Genomic DNA, 17208 nt, shown 5'->3' with positions numbered 1-17208 from the left:
TATTAAAACAAGTATATTTGTTTTAATATTGGTTGTAATAAAAAATGCCCCCTTCGAATGAAGAGGGCATTTTATTTTAGATTAATCTTTAATTTCTATTCTTAAATCTTAATCTTACCATTGATAACCAGCACCTATGCCAACACCAACTTTTCCTTCTGTATTTGCATTCAGATTTCCTTTGATAATCCATTTACCATTATCAGAAATCGATGAAACACCCACTGCAAAAGAAGCCGCTTTGTCATAACTTGCCCCCGCTAAAGAGACCATACTATGTCCCGGTTTATAAGCCTGTGGTAAGCTTGCTGCTGCCATCGCACTTGATGTGCCACTGCTTGCACCTTTTCTCACGTCCTCTAATCCTTTATTTAACTGAGCAAGATTAACAGCATCACCCGCTTTGGTTCCCGCAGCAATATTATGGATTTGGTTTCCACCCATATTGATGTCAACATTCTTCTCAACCGTTACCTTAGATCCTTCTTGTAAGTGGAGGTTTCCGCCTTTATTAATGCTAATTTCTGAACCATTATTTACATTAATATTCGCACCTTTATTGACCGTCACCCCTTTGTTGTTGATGGTCGTATTTTGGATTTCAATCTTCTCTGGATTAACCACTGAACCTGAGCCTGTTCCAGTCCCTGGTTCACCTTTGTCACCTTTAGGACCTTTTTGAGCAAGAATAAAGTCTTGTTCTGACTTACTTTGATTGCCCGCTTGTCCTTTCCAGATTTCATAGGCAGATTTACCGTCTTTTCCATCTTTACCGTTGACACCGTCTTTCCCTTTAAAGTTAGGGTCATTTTTCAAGGTCTCCTTGTCTAACGTAATGTGAGCCACTTGTTTTCCATCTTTGGTTTGTTTTTCAACTTTTAAGCCATCTCCAAAGTCAAATGCAAGTTCGCCTAACTCAAAGTCACCCGCCGCTTTGCCATCACTTAAGAATGAGATAGTCGGTAATATCTGTTTCTGCCAAGCAGCAACATCAATACCTTTACCATTATTCAGGGCTTTTAACTGTTTGTAGTTCACCGCATCGGTATCTTGTGTTGCGTCACCGATATTGGTAATGCGTTTACCCCCTGCGTTAATGCCTTCATTCGAGATAGAAACAACATCATTTCCTTTCGCTGCTCCAAATACGATTGAATCTAAACCAGTGAGGTCTTTTGCCAGTTTAACGGCTAACCCATCTGTACCATTGTTCACGACACCAATGTTGTTATCACTGAGTTTTGCGGTTTCTGTTACGCCCCCTTTGATATTTAAGGTGTCATTCAGTTTTACTGCTTGTTTGCCATTATCCGTTGCAAGGATAAAACCATCATCTAACGTCGCAACCGTATGCGTTGTGCCAGTTTCATCTTGGTAAATCACACGGGTTAAGCTTTCGCCGTCTTTTCCATTCACGCCTGCTTTTCCATTGACCACTTTGATGTCTGCTGAAACGTCTTTCGCTGGTTTTCCGTCGATGCCATCGTGTCCATTTAGTCCGATGACCCCGTTGGTTCCATTCACACCATCTTCACCTTTGATAGTCACGCCATTTTTACCGTCTTTACCATTAACGGCAATGCCATCTGCACCTTTAATGGAAATGCCATCTTTTCCATCTTTTCCTTTGATTGAAATGCCGTCTTTTCCATTAATCGCCACCGCATTTTCACCGTCTTTACCGTTTAAGCCATTTGCTCCATCTTTCCCTGCAATACTTAAACCGTCTTTACCTGCAATGCCAATACCTTCAACACCCTGTAGTTTCTTCGCCAGTTTGATTTCTAACTTACCATCTGTGGTATCGACAAAGATATTGTCTGCAGCAAACTCAGCGTCTTTCGTTAAGTGTTTAGCTGGATCAGTGCCTTTTTGTCCTTCAATCACTAAGGTGTCATTAAGGGCTTTCATCACTTTATTCGGCGTATTGCCAGCAAAGACTAACCCATCATCCAGTGTGGCGACTTCTTTTTTGTCTCCCGTTGCTTTATCAACATAAACGATTCTGTCAGTTGTGGTGCCATCTAAACCATCTTTTCCATTTTGGATACTGATGTCATAGAATTTGCCGTCTGCACCATTTTTACCTGGTGCTCCTTGAAGCCCTATAACACCATTTTGACCATCCTTACCAAGAGTAACCAATGTTTTACCATCTTCACCTTTAATACTGATGCCATCATCACCGTGGATTGATACGCCATCTTTTCCATTTTTACCATTTACCGCAATGCCGTCTTCACCTTTAATGGAAATGCCATCTTTGCCATTTTCACCTTTGATTGAAATGCCGTCTTTGCCGTTAATCGCAATGGAATCTTTTCCGTCTTTACCGTCTTTTCCATTAACCGTAATCCCGTCTTTTCCATTGAGTCCGATGCCGTTTAAACCATCCATGCCATCTTCACCTTTAATGGAAATACCGTCTTCACCTTTAATAGATACGCCGTCTTTTCCATCTTTTCCTTTGATTGAAATGCCGTCTTTTCCATTAATCGCAACTGCATTTTCACCGTCTTTACCGTTTAAGCCATTTGCTCCATCTTTCCCTGCAATACTTAAACCGTCTTTACCTGCAATGCCAATACCTTCAACACCTTGCAGTTTCTTCGCCAGTTTGATTTCTAACTTACCATCTGTGGTATCAACAAAGATATTGTCTGCAGCAAACTCAGCGTCTTTCGTTAAGTGTTTAGCTGGGTCTGTGCCTTTTTGTCCTTCAATCACTAAGGTGTCATTAAGGGCTTTCATCACTTTATTCGGCGTATTGCCAGCAAAGACTAATCCATCATCCAGTGTGGCAACCGTATGTGTTGTACCAGTTTCATCTTGGTAAATCACACGGGTTAAGCTTTCGCCGTCTTTTCCATTCACGCCTGCTTTTCCATTGACCACTTTGATGTCTGCGGAAACATCTTTCGCTGGTTTTCCGTCGATGCCATCGTGTCCATTTAGTCCGATGACCCCGTTGGTTCCATTCACACCATCTTCACCTTTGATAGTGACGCCGTTTTTACCGTCTTTGCCTTTCACCGTAATACCGTCTTTACCATCAATGCCGACGCCATTTTTACCGTCTTTACCATCAACGCCGATGTAACCGTCTTTACCGTCTTTGGCTTTACCCACTTTCTCAAGTGCTGTATCAACATAAGTTTTTACTGCTTTTTCTTGAACTAGCTCCGTGGTTTTACCGTCAATGGTGTCTTTACCGACATTTTGACCCAGTGTTGCTTTATTGTTAGCAATGTTTGAGCCATCTACTTTTAAGTAGTCTGTCGCAAGGTTAGTGGTACCTGCTACTTCTTTTACTTTCTCCGCATCTAAGCCTAAGGTATATTTAGCCCCTTTCTCTGTTGTTGCGTTTGTTTTTGTCAGTGTTAACCCACTGTTTTCAACAATCGCCACTTCTTCTTTCGAGGTTTTGCCTACATTGGTAATCTGAGTGGTTAACTCCGTTGCTTTACCATCAACATACGTTTTCACAGCACCACCTGTTACGGTGTTTTGATTACCCGTTTCTACTTTACCCACACCGACTTTATTAAGAACAGTAGTGACATCTGTGCCTAGTTTCTCTTTGGTTACCGCCGCATTTAAAATTTTCGCCGTCGTCACCGCATTATCGATAAGACCGATTGCACCCTTGCTATTTTTCGCCAGTGTTGTGCCATCAAGATTGACTTTTAAGTCCACTTTGCCTGCGGTAGTTTTGGTATCAATACCTATAGTCTTATCTGTACTGATAATGTCATTGGCTTCCAGTTTGCTGGCAATATTGCTGTTAGTGGCTAATCCATCAATCCCCAGTTTTTCTTTCCATTTACCCACATCTGCTGGGTCGGTTAAGTTAGACGCATCTTTGTTGGCTTTTGCCGCTAAATCTGCTGGAAGGGTTGTGGTGCCTGCCACTTCTTTTACTTTCGCTGCATCTAAACCTAAGGTATAAATCGCTCCTTTGGTTGTGGTTGCGGCGGTGGTATCTAGTGTTAAGCCACTGTTTTCAACAATCGCCACTTCTTCTTTTAAGGTTTTGCTCACATTCGTGATTTGATTACCTAACTGAACCGCTTTGTTATCCACATAGCTTTTCACGGCTTTTTCTTGAACTAGCTGTGTACCATTACCCGTAATACTTGCTTTACCAACATTTTGACCGAAGGTCGCTTTTGCGGTGTCATTACCGATGTTTGAGCCTGTTTTGTTTAAGTAAGTCGCATTTGGGTTAGTGGCTAAGTTATCCAATTTGGTTTTTACTGCATCACTTAATGATACCGTAAACTCTTGGTTATCTTTATCCGCAGCCACGGTAGTTGGACTGACTTTAATTCCCGCACCCGCTTTGACTTTTTCACGTGATTTTGCTTTTAACTCGGTTAATAATGCATCTGCAATTTTGTCTTCCGTTACCGCATTATCGGCTAGTTTTGCAGCTGAAATGCCTTTATCTTTGACAGAGACTTTACCCGCTGAGTTTAATGCCACGCTGGTGCCATCCACTTCTGGTGCTGAGGCAACGGCTTGTAATTGACCTTCGTCATTCACTTTAATGGTTGAGCCATCAACATTGATTTTTAAATCCACTTTACCTGCGGTAGTTTTGGTATCAATAGTCACCGATTTATCCTTGCTGGTGATGTCATCCGCTTCCAATTTACTTGCAATATTTGCGTTAGTTGGTAACCCATCAATACCCAGTTTTTTCTTCCATTTACCCACATCTGCAGGGTCGGTTAAGTTAGACGCATCTTTGTTGGCTTTTGCCGCTAAATCAGCAGGAAGGGTTGTGGTGCCTGCCACTTCTTTTACTTTCGCTGCATCTAAACCTAAGGTATAAATCGCCCCTTTGGTTGTGGTTGCGGCAGTGGTATCTAGTGTTAAGCCACTGTTTTCAACAATCGCCACTTCTTCTTTTAAGGTTTTGCTCACATTCGTGATTTGGTTACCTAACTGAACCGCTTTACCATCCACATAGCTTTTCACGGCTTTTTCTTGAACAAGCTGTGTACCATTACCCGTAATACTTGCTTTACCGACATTTTGACCGAAGGTCGCTTTTGCGGTGTCATTACCGATGTTTGAGCCTGTTTTGTTTAAGTAAGTCGCATTTGGGTTAGCGGCTAAGTTATCCAATTTGGTTTTCACTGCATCACTTAATGATACCGTAAATTCTTGGTTATCTTTATCCGCAGCCACGGTAGTTGGGCTGACTTTAATACCCGCACCCGCTTTCACTTTTTCACGTGATTTTGCTTTTAACTCGGTTAATAATGCATCTGCAATTTTGTCTTCCGTTACCGCATTATCGGCTAGTTTTGCAGCTGAAATGCCTTTATCTTTGACAGAGACTTTACCCGCTGAGTTTAATGCCACGCTGGTACCATCCACTTCTGGTGCTGAGGCAACGGCTTGTAATTGACCTTCGTCATTCACTTTAATGGTTGAGCCATCAACATTGATTTTTAAGTCCACTTTACCTGCGGTAGTTTTGGTATCAATAGTCACCGATTTATCCTTGCTGGTGATATCATCCGCATCCAGTTTTGTGTCGAGAGCAGTTTTTACTTGCGAATCAGTCACTAACTTGCCTTTTGGTGCGGCGATATTTGCACCTGTATTTAACTTGGTTGTCCAAGCATTTACTTCTGTTGCGCCTAAATTACCCGCATTTTTGTCTGCTTTATTACCTAAAGCGGTCTCATTTTGAGCAATTTTTGCAAGTTTAGTTTTGGTATCTTGCGATAGGGCGACCGTCCAGTTTTTATTTTTCGCTGTTGTCCCACCTGTTACTTCAATACCGTCACCTTTAGTGACTCTTTCAACAGAGTTAGTATCTGTATCGATTTTTCTCTTCCACGCAGCAACATCTGCCGTACTTAAATTACCTGCATTTTTATCTGCTTTGTTATTCAGTGTAGTGCTATTTGCAAGGGTTTTACGTTTGGCTGCATCGGCAGTGGTTTTTATATCCCCAATCGCTTCGTGAATCGTGCCTTTGCCTGTTCCCCCAATATTGGTAAACGTAATGTTCCCATTTTCATTTAATGCAGCATTACCACCGAAGTTATTTTTAACCGATTTTGCAACATTACCAATGGCTTTATTGGTAGCAAAAAGTTGTGAACCATTGATCGCATCGGTTGAGGTTTGAGCGATTTTACCCGGTGCAACATTGATGATTTGTTTTTCGTGATAATCTTTACCCACAGACACCACACCATCCGCAAAACCAGTGAAGTCTTTATATTTAAGTCCGTTTACTGTTGCACTATCTTCTTGTGTAAAGGCACGTGTTTCTGCTTTTGAACCTAAGGCGACGGAGTTTTTGTTATTGGCAAGTGCAGCAGCGCCTAAAGCTATTGATTCCCTTCCTTGTGCTTGAGCGGCTAAACCTAATGCTATCGATGAAAGACCTATAGCTTTTGATTTTACTCCTAAAGCTGTTGATAAAGCACCTTCTGATACAGCCATTAAACCGATAGCCACTGAGCCTTCACCACTTGATTTAGTTGTCCAACGATTTTCTATTTCTTTCTTTTCCTTTCCTCTGGTGAAAATATCCATATTTTTGCCTGTTAAGGATTTGTAATACTTTCCAAGTTCTCCAACATTACCTTTCCATTCTGTGGGTGCTAAACCTAAAGAAGCATCAGTTCCATCAAAATTAGTATTTGAAATAGAAAACAAATCATCTCCACCTATAGCTATACTACCATTTCCTTCAGCGTGAACATCCCCCCCTAATGCGATTGATTGAGAACCACTTGCAATCGTTTGAATTTGAGATAATAGTCCAGAAGAAGCACTTAAAGGAGCACCACTTCCTCCAATAGCTATTGATTGAAGCCCTTTTGCATTAGAATATCTACCTATTGAAATTGCATTATTACCACCACTAACTGCACTTTCCCCAGCAGCTATTGCTCCTAAGCGTCTTGCTCCTGCACTTGTAAATATATAACCTGAGTTTGTTATTGGATCTCCACTTCCTGTATTTGTTGCGCTATTAACATGAAAAAAAGTTTTCTGTGTTTTTAATGCTTCAACCTGTCGTTTTAATGCTTTAAATTCTGCATCAGAAACCACTGCCATTGCTGAAGAGCTAAAACCTAATATCATTGAGATTGCTAAGGTAATTTTTGCAAATTTGGGTAAGAATGTACCCGCTTGCTGTTCTGAAGACAGAGGACGGAAGACAGAAGACTGTGTTTGTGATTTTTTAGCGCCTTTGGCTAATTCGCTGACGGCGGTGTATGTTTGTGTTGTTTGATTAAACACGATTTTGTAGATGTTGTTCATAAAAAGATACCTTCTTTTAAGTTGATAACCTTTCCTTAGGATTTTTTGAGGGGATGTAAAATCCTTTTACTGCCCGTAAATATTTTGTTAAAAAATATGTGTAAACCTTCCGATTGTAAAAAAAAAAAAAAAACGCAAGCAAAATCGGAGTAATGGTGTCGATTTGTTTATAAAATAAACAAAAGTGTGATGGGTAAATAGCGGTATGATGCGAATTAAAATTTGCAAATATGCTTAATTATCTTCAAAATAGCCATAAATAACTAAATTTTTAAAGGAAGCTAAAAATGAAAAAAACAAAAATTGTATTAGCAACGGGTAATCTTGGTAAAGTTAAAGAAATGCAAGATGTGTTGAGTGAGTTTGGTTTTGAAGTTGTAGCTCAAAGTGAATTTGGTATAAGCTCACCTGAAGAAACGGGGCTTACTTTTGTTGAAAATGCAATTTTAAAAGCCCGTTATGCCAGTGAAAAAACAGGGTTGCCTGCACTTGCAGATGATTCTGGTTTATCTGTTGAAGCGTTAAATGGGGCTCCGGGTTTATATTCTTCTCGTTATGCTGGGGAAGAGGGAAATGATGTGGCTAACCGTAAAAAATTAATCGAAGATTTAGCGGATATTGAGGCGAATAAACGTGGGGCAAAATTTGTGAGTTGTATTGTGTTTTTACAACATCCGATGGATCCGACACCTAAAATTGCAGTGGGGGAGTGTTTTGGTGACATTTTACGAGAAGAGCGTGGCTCCCTCGGATTTGGCTATGATCCGTTATTTTTCTATCCACCTAAAAATTGTACCTTTGCAGAGATGGAAAGTGTAGAAAAGAAAAAAATCTCCCATCGAGCAATGGCGTTGGCTTCGTTAAAAAAACAATTAGATAAATAAAAGCTTGTTTTTAAGATGTAGTGTTATAAGGAACAGTTTTGGAGCAAAATTTGCAAAATATTGAAAGGATCGCACCGCTATTTTGGGAGCATAAAACGTTAACTGAAATGAATAATGCTGAATGGGAAGCATTATGTGATGGTTGCGGTAAGTGTTGTTATCGTAAGTATATTCAAGGACGAGGTAAACGAGAAAAACTCTATTTTACTCGGATCGCCTGTAATCAGCTTGATGTGGAAACAGGGCGATGTATGAATTATATGACACGTTTTCAATTAGAGGATGATTGCACGAAACTCACTAAAAGAAACCTACCTGATTTTAAATGGTTACCCTCAACCTGTGCCTATCGCTTACTTTACGAGGGGAAATCGTTGTTTGATTGGCATCCTTTAATTTCTAATAATCCGCATTCAGTTAAAAATGCGGATATCTTAATTAAAAATGGTATTCACGAAAAAGATGTGATTGATTGGTTTGAGTTTGTGATTGACGAAGAATAAAACATAAAGGAAATAATTAAATGATGAATTTAGGTTTAAAACAACAACATATCATTATTCAGCGACGATATGAAATATTAGGAGCAATTAACGATTTGTTTATTGCAATTTGGTTTTTAATTGGAAGTTTTTTCTTTTTATCCGATTCTTTGGTGACAAGTGGTACTTGGCTATTTATTGTGGGAAGTGCTCAATTATTGATTAAACCTACTTTAAAACTGATTAGTTTAATTCACGTGAAAAAAGTTTATGAGAAACAGGTTAACGCTTCGATAGGTACAGGTTCAGCAGTCGTATAAATATTTTAAACCGTAAGTTAATAATGCCCCAAAGCATTGATTAGAATAATGATAACTTTATTATCAATATATTTATTGGTTAATGCAAATCAAACGTGCTGTAAAATTTTAGCAACAGGTGAAAAACTTTTGCGATGAAAAGGTGTTACTCCAAATTCTGCTAGTTTTTCAAAATGGAGTTTAGTTGGGTAACCTTTGTGTTTGGCAAAACCATATTCAGGAAACTGTTTATCCAATTCTCTCATTTCGTTATCACGGGTGACTTTTGCTAAAATAGAGGCTGCACTAATTTCAGCAACCAAGCCATCTCCTTTTATAATTGCTTCGGAGGGCATTGAAAAATTAGGCGTACGATTACCATCAACGAGTACAAAGTCAGGTTGTAAACTAAGCCCTTGTACGGCTTTTTGCATTGCTAGCATTGTGGCATTTAAAATATTGATTTGATCAATTTCTTCTGGTTCTGCACGTCCTAAAGACCAGCATAATGCTTTTTGTTTAATTTCTTTTGCTAATTCTTCTCGGCGTTTTTCAGACAGCTTTTTAGAATCATTTAATCCTTTGATTGGGTTGTTCGGATCAAGTATAACTGCAGCAGTAACTACGGCACCAACTAAAGGTCCTCGTCCTACTTCATCAACACCTGCAATTAGATGTGCTTTTGGATAAATAAAGGTATTTTCTTGCATTTATTATTTTCTCATTAGAAAACAGCAAGTTGATAATTAACTGCTGTAATATTAATAGTAATTATTAGCATTAATGCTATTTTTATTGTATATTGTACCATTAATTTTAATAAAATATTGGGGAATTATGTCAAGAAACCTTTTTGAAAAACGTATTCAAATTAAACCTTATGAATACCCTGAATTACTCGAATTTAAAGATGCTATTCGCCATTCTTACTGGTTGCATACGGAATTTAATTTTTCAAGTGATATTCAAGATTATAAAACCGTTATCAATCAAAAAGAACGCAGTGTTTTAACCCGTTCAATGCTAGCCATTTCTCAAATTGAAGTGAATGTAAAACGTTTTTGGGGCGATTTATATCGTTATTTTCCAAAACCTGAAATTGATGATGTGGGTGGGACTTTTGCAGAAAGTGAAGTTCGCCACAAAGATGCTTATTCTTTCTTGCTTGAAAAATTAGGCTTGAATGAAATGTTTGCAAATATTACAGAAATCCAACCGCTTATGGATCGCATCAATTATATGGAAGAATTTATGCGAGAAAAAGAGATGGGTAAAGAGCAGTTTGTACTCTCTTTGGTACTATTTTCTCTGTTTGTTGAGCATATTTCATTATTTGGACAGTTTTTAGTGATTATGTCATTTAATAAACATAAAAATTTATTTAAAGGGATTTCGAATGCGGTTGAAGCCACCTCAAAAGAAGAAGAAATTCACGGACGTTTTGGAATTGCACTTTATGAAATTTTACGTGATGAACACAGTGAATTATTTAGTGATGATTTTTATGCAGAATTAAAAGGCTTAGCAAATCAAGCTTTAGAGGCAGAACGCAGTATTCTTGCGTGGATTTTTGAAGAGGGTGATCTTGATTTTATTGATTTTAAAACCGTCGAAAATTACATAATGAACCGTTATAACCATTCACTTTCAACCTTAGGGCTTGAAGCCCCTTATCAAGTGAATGAAGAGCTATTAAAAGAAACCCAGTGGTTTGATATTGAAATTTTATCTGGTAAAGAGACCGATTTCTTTAACAAACGTAGTACCGATTACAGCAAAAAAATGAAGCAGATTACCGCCGATGACTTATTCTAATACCCCTTATTCAAATACAGAGCGACCAGATTTTGACTGGTTAAATGAAGACAGCCGTTTATTTTTACAACGTGGTTACTTGCTTGAAGGCACAACCGCTTTAGAGCGTATTCGTTATATTGCTGATCACGCAGAACAAAAGCTAAATATTAAAGGCTTTGCCGATAAATTTTATCACTATATGGCACGTGGTTATTTTTCTCTTTCTTCGCCGATTTGGTCTAATTTTGGTTTAGATCGAGGACTACCGATTTCTTGCTTTGGCAGTTATATTGGGGATTCTATCGCTGATATTATGTCCACTGTTGCGGAAGTCGGAATGATGAGCAAAATAGGTGGTGGCACATCAGCCTACTTTGGCGATATTCGTCCTCGTGGTAGCAATATTAGTCACAATGGTAAATCCGATGGCTCATTTAATTTTAGCAAATTATTCGACACCACCATTGATGTGATTTCACAAGGCACTTCTCGAAAAGGGCAGTTTGCGGGCTACATTGATATTGAACACGCCGATATTGAAGAATGGTTGGATATTCACACCGAAGGCAATCCGATTCAGTTAATGTATTATGGCGTTTGTGTGGGTCACGAGTGGCTTGAATCAATGAAAGCAGGCGACCCTTATAAACGTCAGAAATGGGCAAAAATTTTACAACGCAAAACAGAAACGGGTATTCCTTATCTTTTCTTTAAAGACAATGCGAATGCAGGGCGACCAGATGTTTATAAAGATAAAAATATGAATATCCACGCCTCTAATTTGTGTACTGAAATTATGTTGCCATCAAACACACAAGAAAGTTTTGTGTGTTGTTTATCATCAATGAATTTGCTCTATTTTGATGAATGGAAAGAGACTGACGCACCAGAAGTGCTGACTTATTTCTTAGACGCAGTAATGAGTGAATTTATTGAAAAAAGTGCAACTGTTCCTTTTTTAGATAAAGCAAATTGTTTTGCAAAACGTCATCGAGCGTTAGGCTTAGGTGTTTTGGGGTGGCATAGTTATTTACAAGCAAATCATATTGCTTTTGATAGTTTTGAAGCAATGCAAAAAAATAATGAGATTTTTAAAACGCTACAACAAAAAACCTTAAAAGCCTCCCAAGAATTAGCGACACTTTTTGGCGAGCCTGAAATTTTACAAGGTTATGGTCGCCGTAATACCACGTTGATGAGTATTGCACCGACGAAATCTAGTAGCTTTATTTTAGGTAGTGTATCGCCATCTATTGAGCCGTTTAAATCGAATTACTATGTCAAAGATTTAGCGAAAATCAAAATGGTGTATAAAAATCCGTTCTTAGAAAAATTACTCAAAGAAAAAGACCTAGATAACGAAAAAATCTGGGAAAGTATTTTAGTGAATGATGGTTCGGTGCAACATTTAACCGAGCTTTCTGAACACGAAAAAGATGTCTTTAAAACCTTCTCGGAAATTAGCCAATTAAGTGTTATTCAGCAAGCGGCACAGCGTCAGGCGTATATTGATCAAGGGCAGAGCATTAACCTAATGGTGCATCCAAATACGCCAGCAAGAGATTTGAACCAACTTTATTTAACGGCGGAAGAATTAGGGGTAAAATCTATTTATTATCAATATAGTATGAGTGCGGCACAGGTGTTTAATCGTAACTTGCTAAGTTGTAGCAGTTGTGAGGGGTAAGTAAATCTTGGAATATTTAGAGACAGTTAAACATTAAACTGTCTCTAAATATTAATATCAACGATTAAGCGGCTGTTGGAATATTTTTCAACAACTCAATTAATAAATCCCAATAAATTTGAACAGCAGGAATATGGGCTTTTTCATCTGGTGAATGAGCATTACGGATTGTTGGACCAATTGAAACCATATCAATATTTGGATAGGCTTTTTTCAATAAACCACATTCAAGCCCTGCGTGGATCACCTTAATTTTAGATTCATAACCTAATAATTTATCATAAACCTGCTTTGTAATAGGAGTGATTTTTGAATTAGGATCAGGATTCCAACCCGGATAGCTACCAGAAAATGTCACGCGTGCACCGACCAATTCCGCTAAAGCTCTTAATTTTCCTTGAACTTCAATCTTACCTTCTTCAACTAATGAACGCACTAAAATAATAGCAGAAACTTGATTATTTTCCGTTTTTAGTACCCCTGTACTCAATGAGGTTTCTACCACACCTTCAACCACATCGCTATTACGAATAATTCCATTAGGCAGAATATTTAATGTATTGATGACGGTAGTTGTGCTTTTTTGAGTAAAGATTTGTTGAGCAGGTTGAATTTCTTCAACTAAGAACACTAAATTAGGTTCAGCAATAGCTAATTCTTGTTGTAACTTCGCTTCAAATTGCTTAATGAAAGCGGTCACATTGTCATTATTTTTTGCAAAAAATGCAATGGAAGTCACCGCTTCACGAGGAATGGCATTACGAACACTTCCTCCTTGAATATCAATAAGTTGAAATTCAACTTGTTGCTTAAGTGCTTCTAAGAAACGTACCATTAATTTAATGGCATTTCCTCTGGTGGTATGAATATCACATCCAGAGTGACCGCCTCGTAGCCCTTTAAGAGATATTTGTATTGCTGTATCAAATTTATTGTCTTCGTATTGCACTGGGATATCAAAACTAGCGTCTTCTCCTCCTGCACAACCGACATAAATTTCACCATTATCTTCAGTGTCTGTATTAATTAAAATATCACCTTGTAACCAATTCGGGCGTAAACCCACCGCTCCTGCCATACCTGTTTCTTCCGTCATTGTGAGCAATACTTCTAAATCAGGGTGAGCGATATCATTACTTTCTAATACGGCTAAACAAGAGGCTAAACCAATACCATTATCAGCACCAAGCGTGGTATTTTTTGCAGTAACCCATTCTCCATCAATATAAGGTTGGATTGGATCTTTGGTAAAATTATGATCTGTGCCTTCATTGGCTTGAGGCACCATATCTAAATGAGCTTGTAATACCACTTTTTGGCGATTTTCCATTCCTTTTGTTGCAGGTTTACGGATTAATACATTACCCACTTCATCACGTTCAGCAAAGAGTGATTGAGATTTTGCCCAATCTACAATAAAGTGAGCTAATTGTTCTTCGTGGTAAGATGGATGTGGAATTTCACAAACTTTATCAAACCATTTCCAAAGTAATGAAGGAGAAAGACTAGATATTTCTGACATAATAATTAACCTCTTATTTTTGTAAAATTTATGCTAAATACTACCGCTTATTTTTTAATATTTTCAGTTAAAGTCTAACTTTAACCTAAAATCTTATCCAATTCAGCACTGACTTCTTCCACTTTCTTCGTACCATCTAGCTTGAAGTATTTTGTGTTGCCTGCTTGTGCTTCTTTACCATAGTATTCCACTAATGGTTTAGTTTGTTTGTGATAAATCGCTAAACGATCTAATACGGTTTCAGGTTTATCGTCTTGGCGGATAATTAAATCTTCGCCTGTTACGTCATCTTTACCTTCTACTTTTGGTGGATTGTAAACCACGTGATAAGTACGTCCAGAAGGTTGGTGTACACGACGACCGCTCATACGCTCAACGATCACTTCATCAGCCACGTCAAATTCTAAAACGAAATCAATCGCAACACCTGATTCTTTTAATGCGTCTGCTTGTGGGATTGTGCGAGGGAAACCGTCTAATAAGAAACCTTTTTCACAATCTGGTTGTGCGATACGATCACGCACTAATGCAACGGTTAATTCATCGGGTACTAATTTACCTTCGTCCATTAACGCTTTTGCTTGTTTACCTAATTCAGTACCAGCTTTGATTGCTGCACGGAACATATCCCCAGTTGAGATTTGTGGGATACCAAATTTATTCATAATAAATTGTGCTTGTGTTCCTTTTCCTGCACCCGGTGCACCTAATAAAATAATTTTCATAAAATCCTCTTTGTTAATAAAAATAATGAATTCTCAATATGGCGTTAATTTTAACATTAAATCGCCATTAAATCTGCTTTAAAAGTTTATCAATTACACGACTTACCGCAAAAAATCCAAAAGTGGCAGTCACCACCGTTGTCGCTCCAAAACCATTGGCACAATTCATTGTTGCTGACACTTCACAACCTTCGCTCATTTTGGGAAAAATCAACGGCTGAGTTGAAAACACGCAATCAATCCCAAATTTGCGTTTTGGATTCGTGCTGAAATTATACTCTTTACGCAAAATATTACGCACTTTTGAGGCTAGAGGATCTTGGATCGTCTTGCTTAAATCAGCAATTTGGATTTGTGCTGGATCGGTTTGACCACCTGCTCCACCAGTAGTAATCAATTTAATTTTATTGCGTTTGCAATAAGCAATCAACGCTGCTTTGGTTTGCACGCTATCGATCGCATCAATCACATAATCATAACCACGCATTAAATAGTCGCTCAAATTATCTTTGGTTAGAAAATCATCGATAATTTGCACTTCACATTCAGGGTTAATCAACTTGATACGCTCTTGCATTGCCTCGGTTTTTAGGTTGCCTATTTGCCCAGAAAGTGCGTGAATTTGGCGATTGATATTGGTGACGCAAATATCGTCCATATCAATCAAGGTAATCTTGCCAATCCCTGAACGAGCCAATGCTTCCACCGCCCACGAACCCACACCACCAATGCCGATCACACAAATATGCGATTGACGTAATTTTTCTAATCCTTGTGGCGTATAAAGACGACCAATACCGCCAAAACGTTGATCGTAGTTGTCTATTCTAGTCATAGTAGCTATATTCTCAAATTTTTAAATAATTATTAAGCATCTTTTTTCCATAAAGATAAACCAAATAAACAAGCAGCACAAATAACAACAGATGGACCTGCTGGTGTATCTTTAAAGGCAGAGAATAATAAACCACCAGAGACAGATAAAATACTAAAAAGTATCGCATAAGCGGTCATTTGTTCAGGACTTTTTGCAAATCTTCTTGCTGTTGCAGAAGGGATAATAAGCAACGAAGTAATAATTAATGCACCGACAAATTTCATACTTAATGCAATTGTTAAAGCAGTTAAAAGCATTAGTAATAAACGGAGTTGTGCTACTTTTAATCCTTCAATTTGAGCAAGCTCAGGGTTAATTGTTATTGAGAGTAATTTTTTCCAAAATAATATCAATAATAGAGCAATAAACAAAACACCAATGGCAATAATTTTGAGATCATAAAAATCGATGGCGAGTAGATCACCAAATAGATACCCCATTAAATCTACTCGTACATTATCCAGTAAACTAATTGTGATAACCCCTAAAGAGAGGCTACTATGAGCGATGATGCCCAGCATAGTATCTATCGCAAAATTAGTTCGATGTTCAAGCCAAACTAAAAGTAGTGCAAGAATAACTGTCATTATAATAACCGCAATGTAAGGGTCAATTTCTAAAAAAATGCCTAAAGCAACACCGAGTAGAGCAGAGTGAGAGAGAGTATCACCAAAATAAGCCATTTTTCGCCATACTACAAAGGATCCTAAAGGAGCAGTAATAAAGGAAAGTAGTATGCCAGCAAGCCAAGCAGGAAGTAGAATTTCAAACATAAATAGACCTTAATTTTTACAATGACAATCAGTACAAACATCGCCGTGCAGATCGTGATGATGGTTGTGATGATGTGAGTAAACCGCAATATTTTTCGCAAATTGATCCCCAAAAAAATCAATAAATTTGGGGTCGTTGGTAATTTTTTCAGGTGTTCCAGAACAACAAATATGATGATTAATACAGAGTACTTCATCAGTATTTGCCATTACGATGTTAAGATCGTGAGAAACCATTAAAATGGCACAGTTTAACATTGAACGCATTTTATTGAGTAATTGATAAAGTTCGGCTTGTCCTGTTATATCAACGCCTTGCATAGGTTCATCAAGCACTAAGAGTTGGGGTTTATTTAACATTGCACGAGCTAACAACACACGTTGCATTTCGCCACCAGAAAGTTTTTGTAAACTATTTTTAGCAAGGTGATTAATAGAAAATAGAGCTAAAACTTCTTGAATCATTACTTTTGTACACTGGGGTTTTAACGCCAGAAATCGTTCAACACTAATTGGCATTGAATTTTCAATATGCAGTTTTTGTGGTACATAACCAATTTTTAACCCCTTTACGTGAATAACTTCACCTGAGTTTGGTGAAAGCAATTTTAATAATACTTTCAATAAAGTTGATTTTCCTCCACCATTTGGACCAACGATAGTGGTAATGGTATTCGGATAAATATCTAAATGAATATTTTGTAATATATGCTGAGCATTAAAATAAACATTAATATTTTTTAATGAAATAAGCGGTGTGATTTTAGTCATTTTTTGCAATAATTTTCTTATAGATTTTGGAAATGTGATAAAATTAACGGATTTTGATAAAAGTCGCAACAATTAATGATTAAAAGACTAAA

12 protein-coding genes are annotated in these 17208 nt (G+C 37.9%); 5 read left to right on the top strand and 7 right to left on the bottom strand.

What is annotated here, in order from left to right; translation table 11 throughout:
• Positions 1 to 114 precede the first annotated feature (114 nt).
• Positions 115 to 7299, bottom strand: a complete 7185-nt coding sequence (locus U9966_RS07470) for a YadA-like family protein (protein WP_322631693.1) — start codon at positions 7297 to 7299, stop codon at positions 115 to 117.
• Positions 7300 to 7586: 287 nt separating this feature from the next.
• On the opposite strand from U9966_RS07470, the gene rdgB reads away from it, so the two are divergent.
• From rdgB to U9966_RS07455, 3 genes are all read left to right on the top strand, one after another.
• Entirely contained in the window at positions 7587 to 8183 is a 597-nt protein-coding gene (gene rdgB / locus U9966_RS07465) for an RdgB/HAM1 family non-canonical purine NTP pyrophosphatase (RefSeq protein WP_306347059.1), read from the top strand.
• Positions 8184 to 8290: 107 nt separating this feature from the next.
• Positions 8291 to 8686, top strand: coding sequence for a YcgN family cysteine cluster protein (locus U9966_RS07460; RefSeq protein ID WP_322631731.1), 396 nt, complete (start codon positions 8291 to 8293; stop codon positions 8684 to 8686).
• A gap of 20 nt (positions 8687 to 8706) precedes the next feature.
• Positions 8707 to 8985 (top strand): YrhK family protein, encoded by a 279-nt coding sequence (locus U9966_RS07455; protein ID WP_306347056.1) that lies wholly within the window; start codon positions 8707 to 8709, stop codon positions 8983 to 8985.
• An 89-nt stretch (positions 8986 to 9074) separates the two neighbouring features.
• Here U9966_RS07455 and rnhB read toward each other — a convergent pair whose 3' ends face one another.
• Complete coding sequence (gene rnhB, locus U9966_RS07450) at positions 9075 to 9674, bottom strand: ribonuclease HII (protein ID WP_306347055.1); 600 nt, start codon at positions 9672 to 9674, stop codon at positions 9075 to 9077.
• Positions 9675 to 9801: 127 nt separating this feature from the next.
• Between rnhB and U9966_RS07445 the strand changes: the two genes are divergently transcribed.
• Both U9966_RS07445 and U9966_RS07440 read left to right on the top strand, forming a co-directional pair.
• Entirely contained in the window at positions 9802 to 10779 is a 978-nt protein-coding gene (locus tag U9966_RS07445) for a ribonucleotide-diphosphate reductase subunit beta (protein ID WP_306347054.1), read from the top strand.
• Positions 10766 to 12448: a ribonucleoside-diphosphate reductase subunit alpha gene (locus U9966_RS07440; RefSeq protein WP_306347053.1), complete on the top strand. Its 1683-nt coding sequence runs from the start codon at positions 10766 to 10768 to the stop codon at positions 12446 to 12448. Before U9966_RS07445 ends, U9966_RS07440 begins: the two co-directional genes overlap by 14 nt.
• Before the next feature lie 64 nt (positions 12449 to 12512).
• Here the strand turns inward: U9966_RS07440 and U9966_RS07435 are convergent, their stop codons facing one another.
• The 5 genes from U9966_RS07435 to znuC all read right to left on the bottom strand — a co-directional run bounded on the left by U9966_RS07435 (position 12513) and on the right by znuC (position 17116).
• Complete coding sequence (locus tag U9966_RS07435; RefSeq protein WP_306347052.1) at positions 12513 to 13970, bottom strand: aminoacyl-histidine dipeptidase; 1458 nt, start codon at positions 13968 to 13970, stop codon at positions 12513 to 12515.
• 80 nt (positions 13971 to 14050) lie between these two features.
• Positions 14051 to 14695 carry an adenylate kinase gene (gene adk / locus U9966_RS07430; RefSeq protein WP_090919175.1) on the bottom strand — a complete coding sequence of 215 codons (645 nt, stop codon included), beginning with the start codon at positions 14693 to 14695 and terminating at the stop codon, positions 14051 to 14053.
• A gap of 67 nt (positions 14696 to 14762) precedes the next feature.
• Positions 14763 to 15530 carry a tRNA cyclic N6-threonylcarbamoyladenosine(37) synthase TcdA gene (tcdA, locus tag U9966_RS07425; protein ID WP_306347051.1) on the bottom strand — a complete coding sequence of 256 codons (768 nt, stop codon included), beginning with the start codon at positions 15528 to 15530 and terminating at the stop codon, positions 14763 to 14765.
• Positions 15531 to 15562: 32 nt separating this feature from the next.
• On the bottom strand, positions 15563 to 16345 hold the full coding sequence (gene znuB, locus U9966_RS07420; protein ID WP_306347050.1) for a zinc ABC transporter permease subunit ZnuB: 783 nt from the start codon (positions 16343 to 16345) through the stop codon (positions 15563 to 15565).
• 9 nt (positions 16346 to 16354) lie between these two features.
• Positions 16355 to 17116, bottom strand: coding sequence for a zinc ABC transporter ATP-binding protein ZnuC (gene znuC, locus U9966_RS07415; RefSeq protein WP_306347049.1), 762 nt, complete (start codon positions 17114 to 17116; stop codon positions 16355 to 16357).
• Positions 17117 to 17208 lie beyond the last annotated feature (92 nt).

The sequence above is a fragment of the Pasteurella atlantica genome (assembly GCF_963693435.1).
Lineage (GTDB): Bacteria > Pseudomonadota > Gammaproteobacteria > Enterobacterales > Pasteurellaceae > Phocoenobacter > Phocoenobacter atlanticus.
Note: the sequence above shows the minus strand (reverse complement) of the source record. Positions and strands in the feature narration are given on the sequence as shown.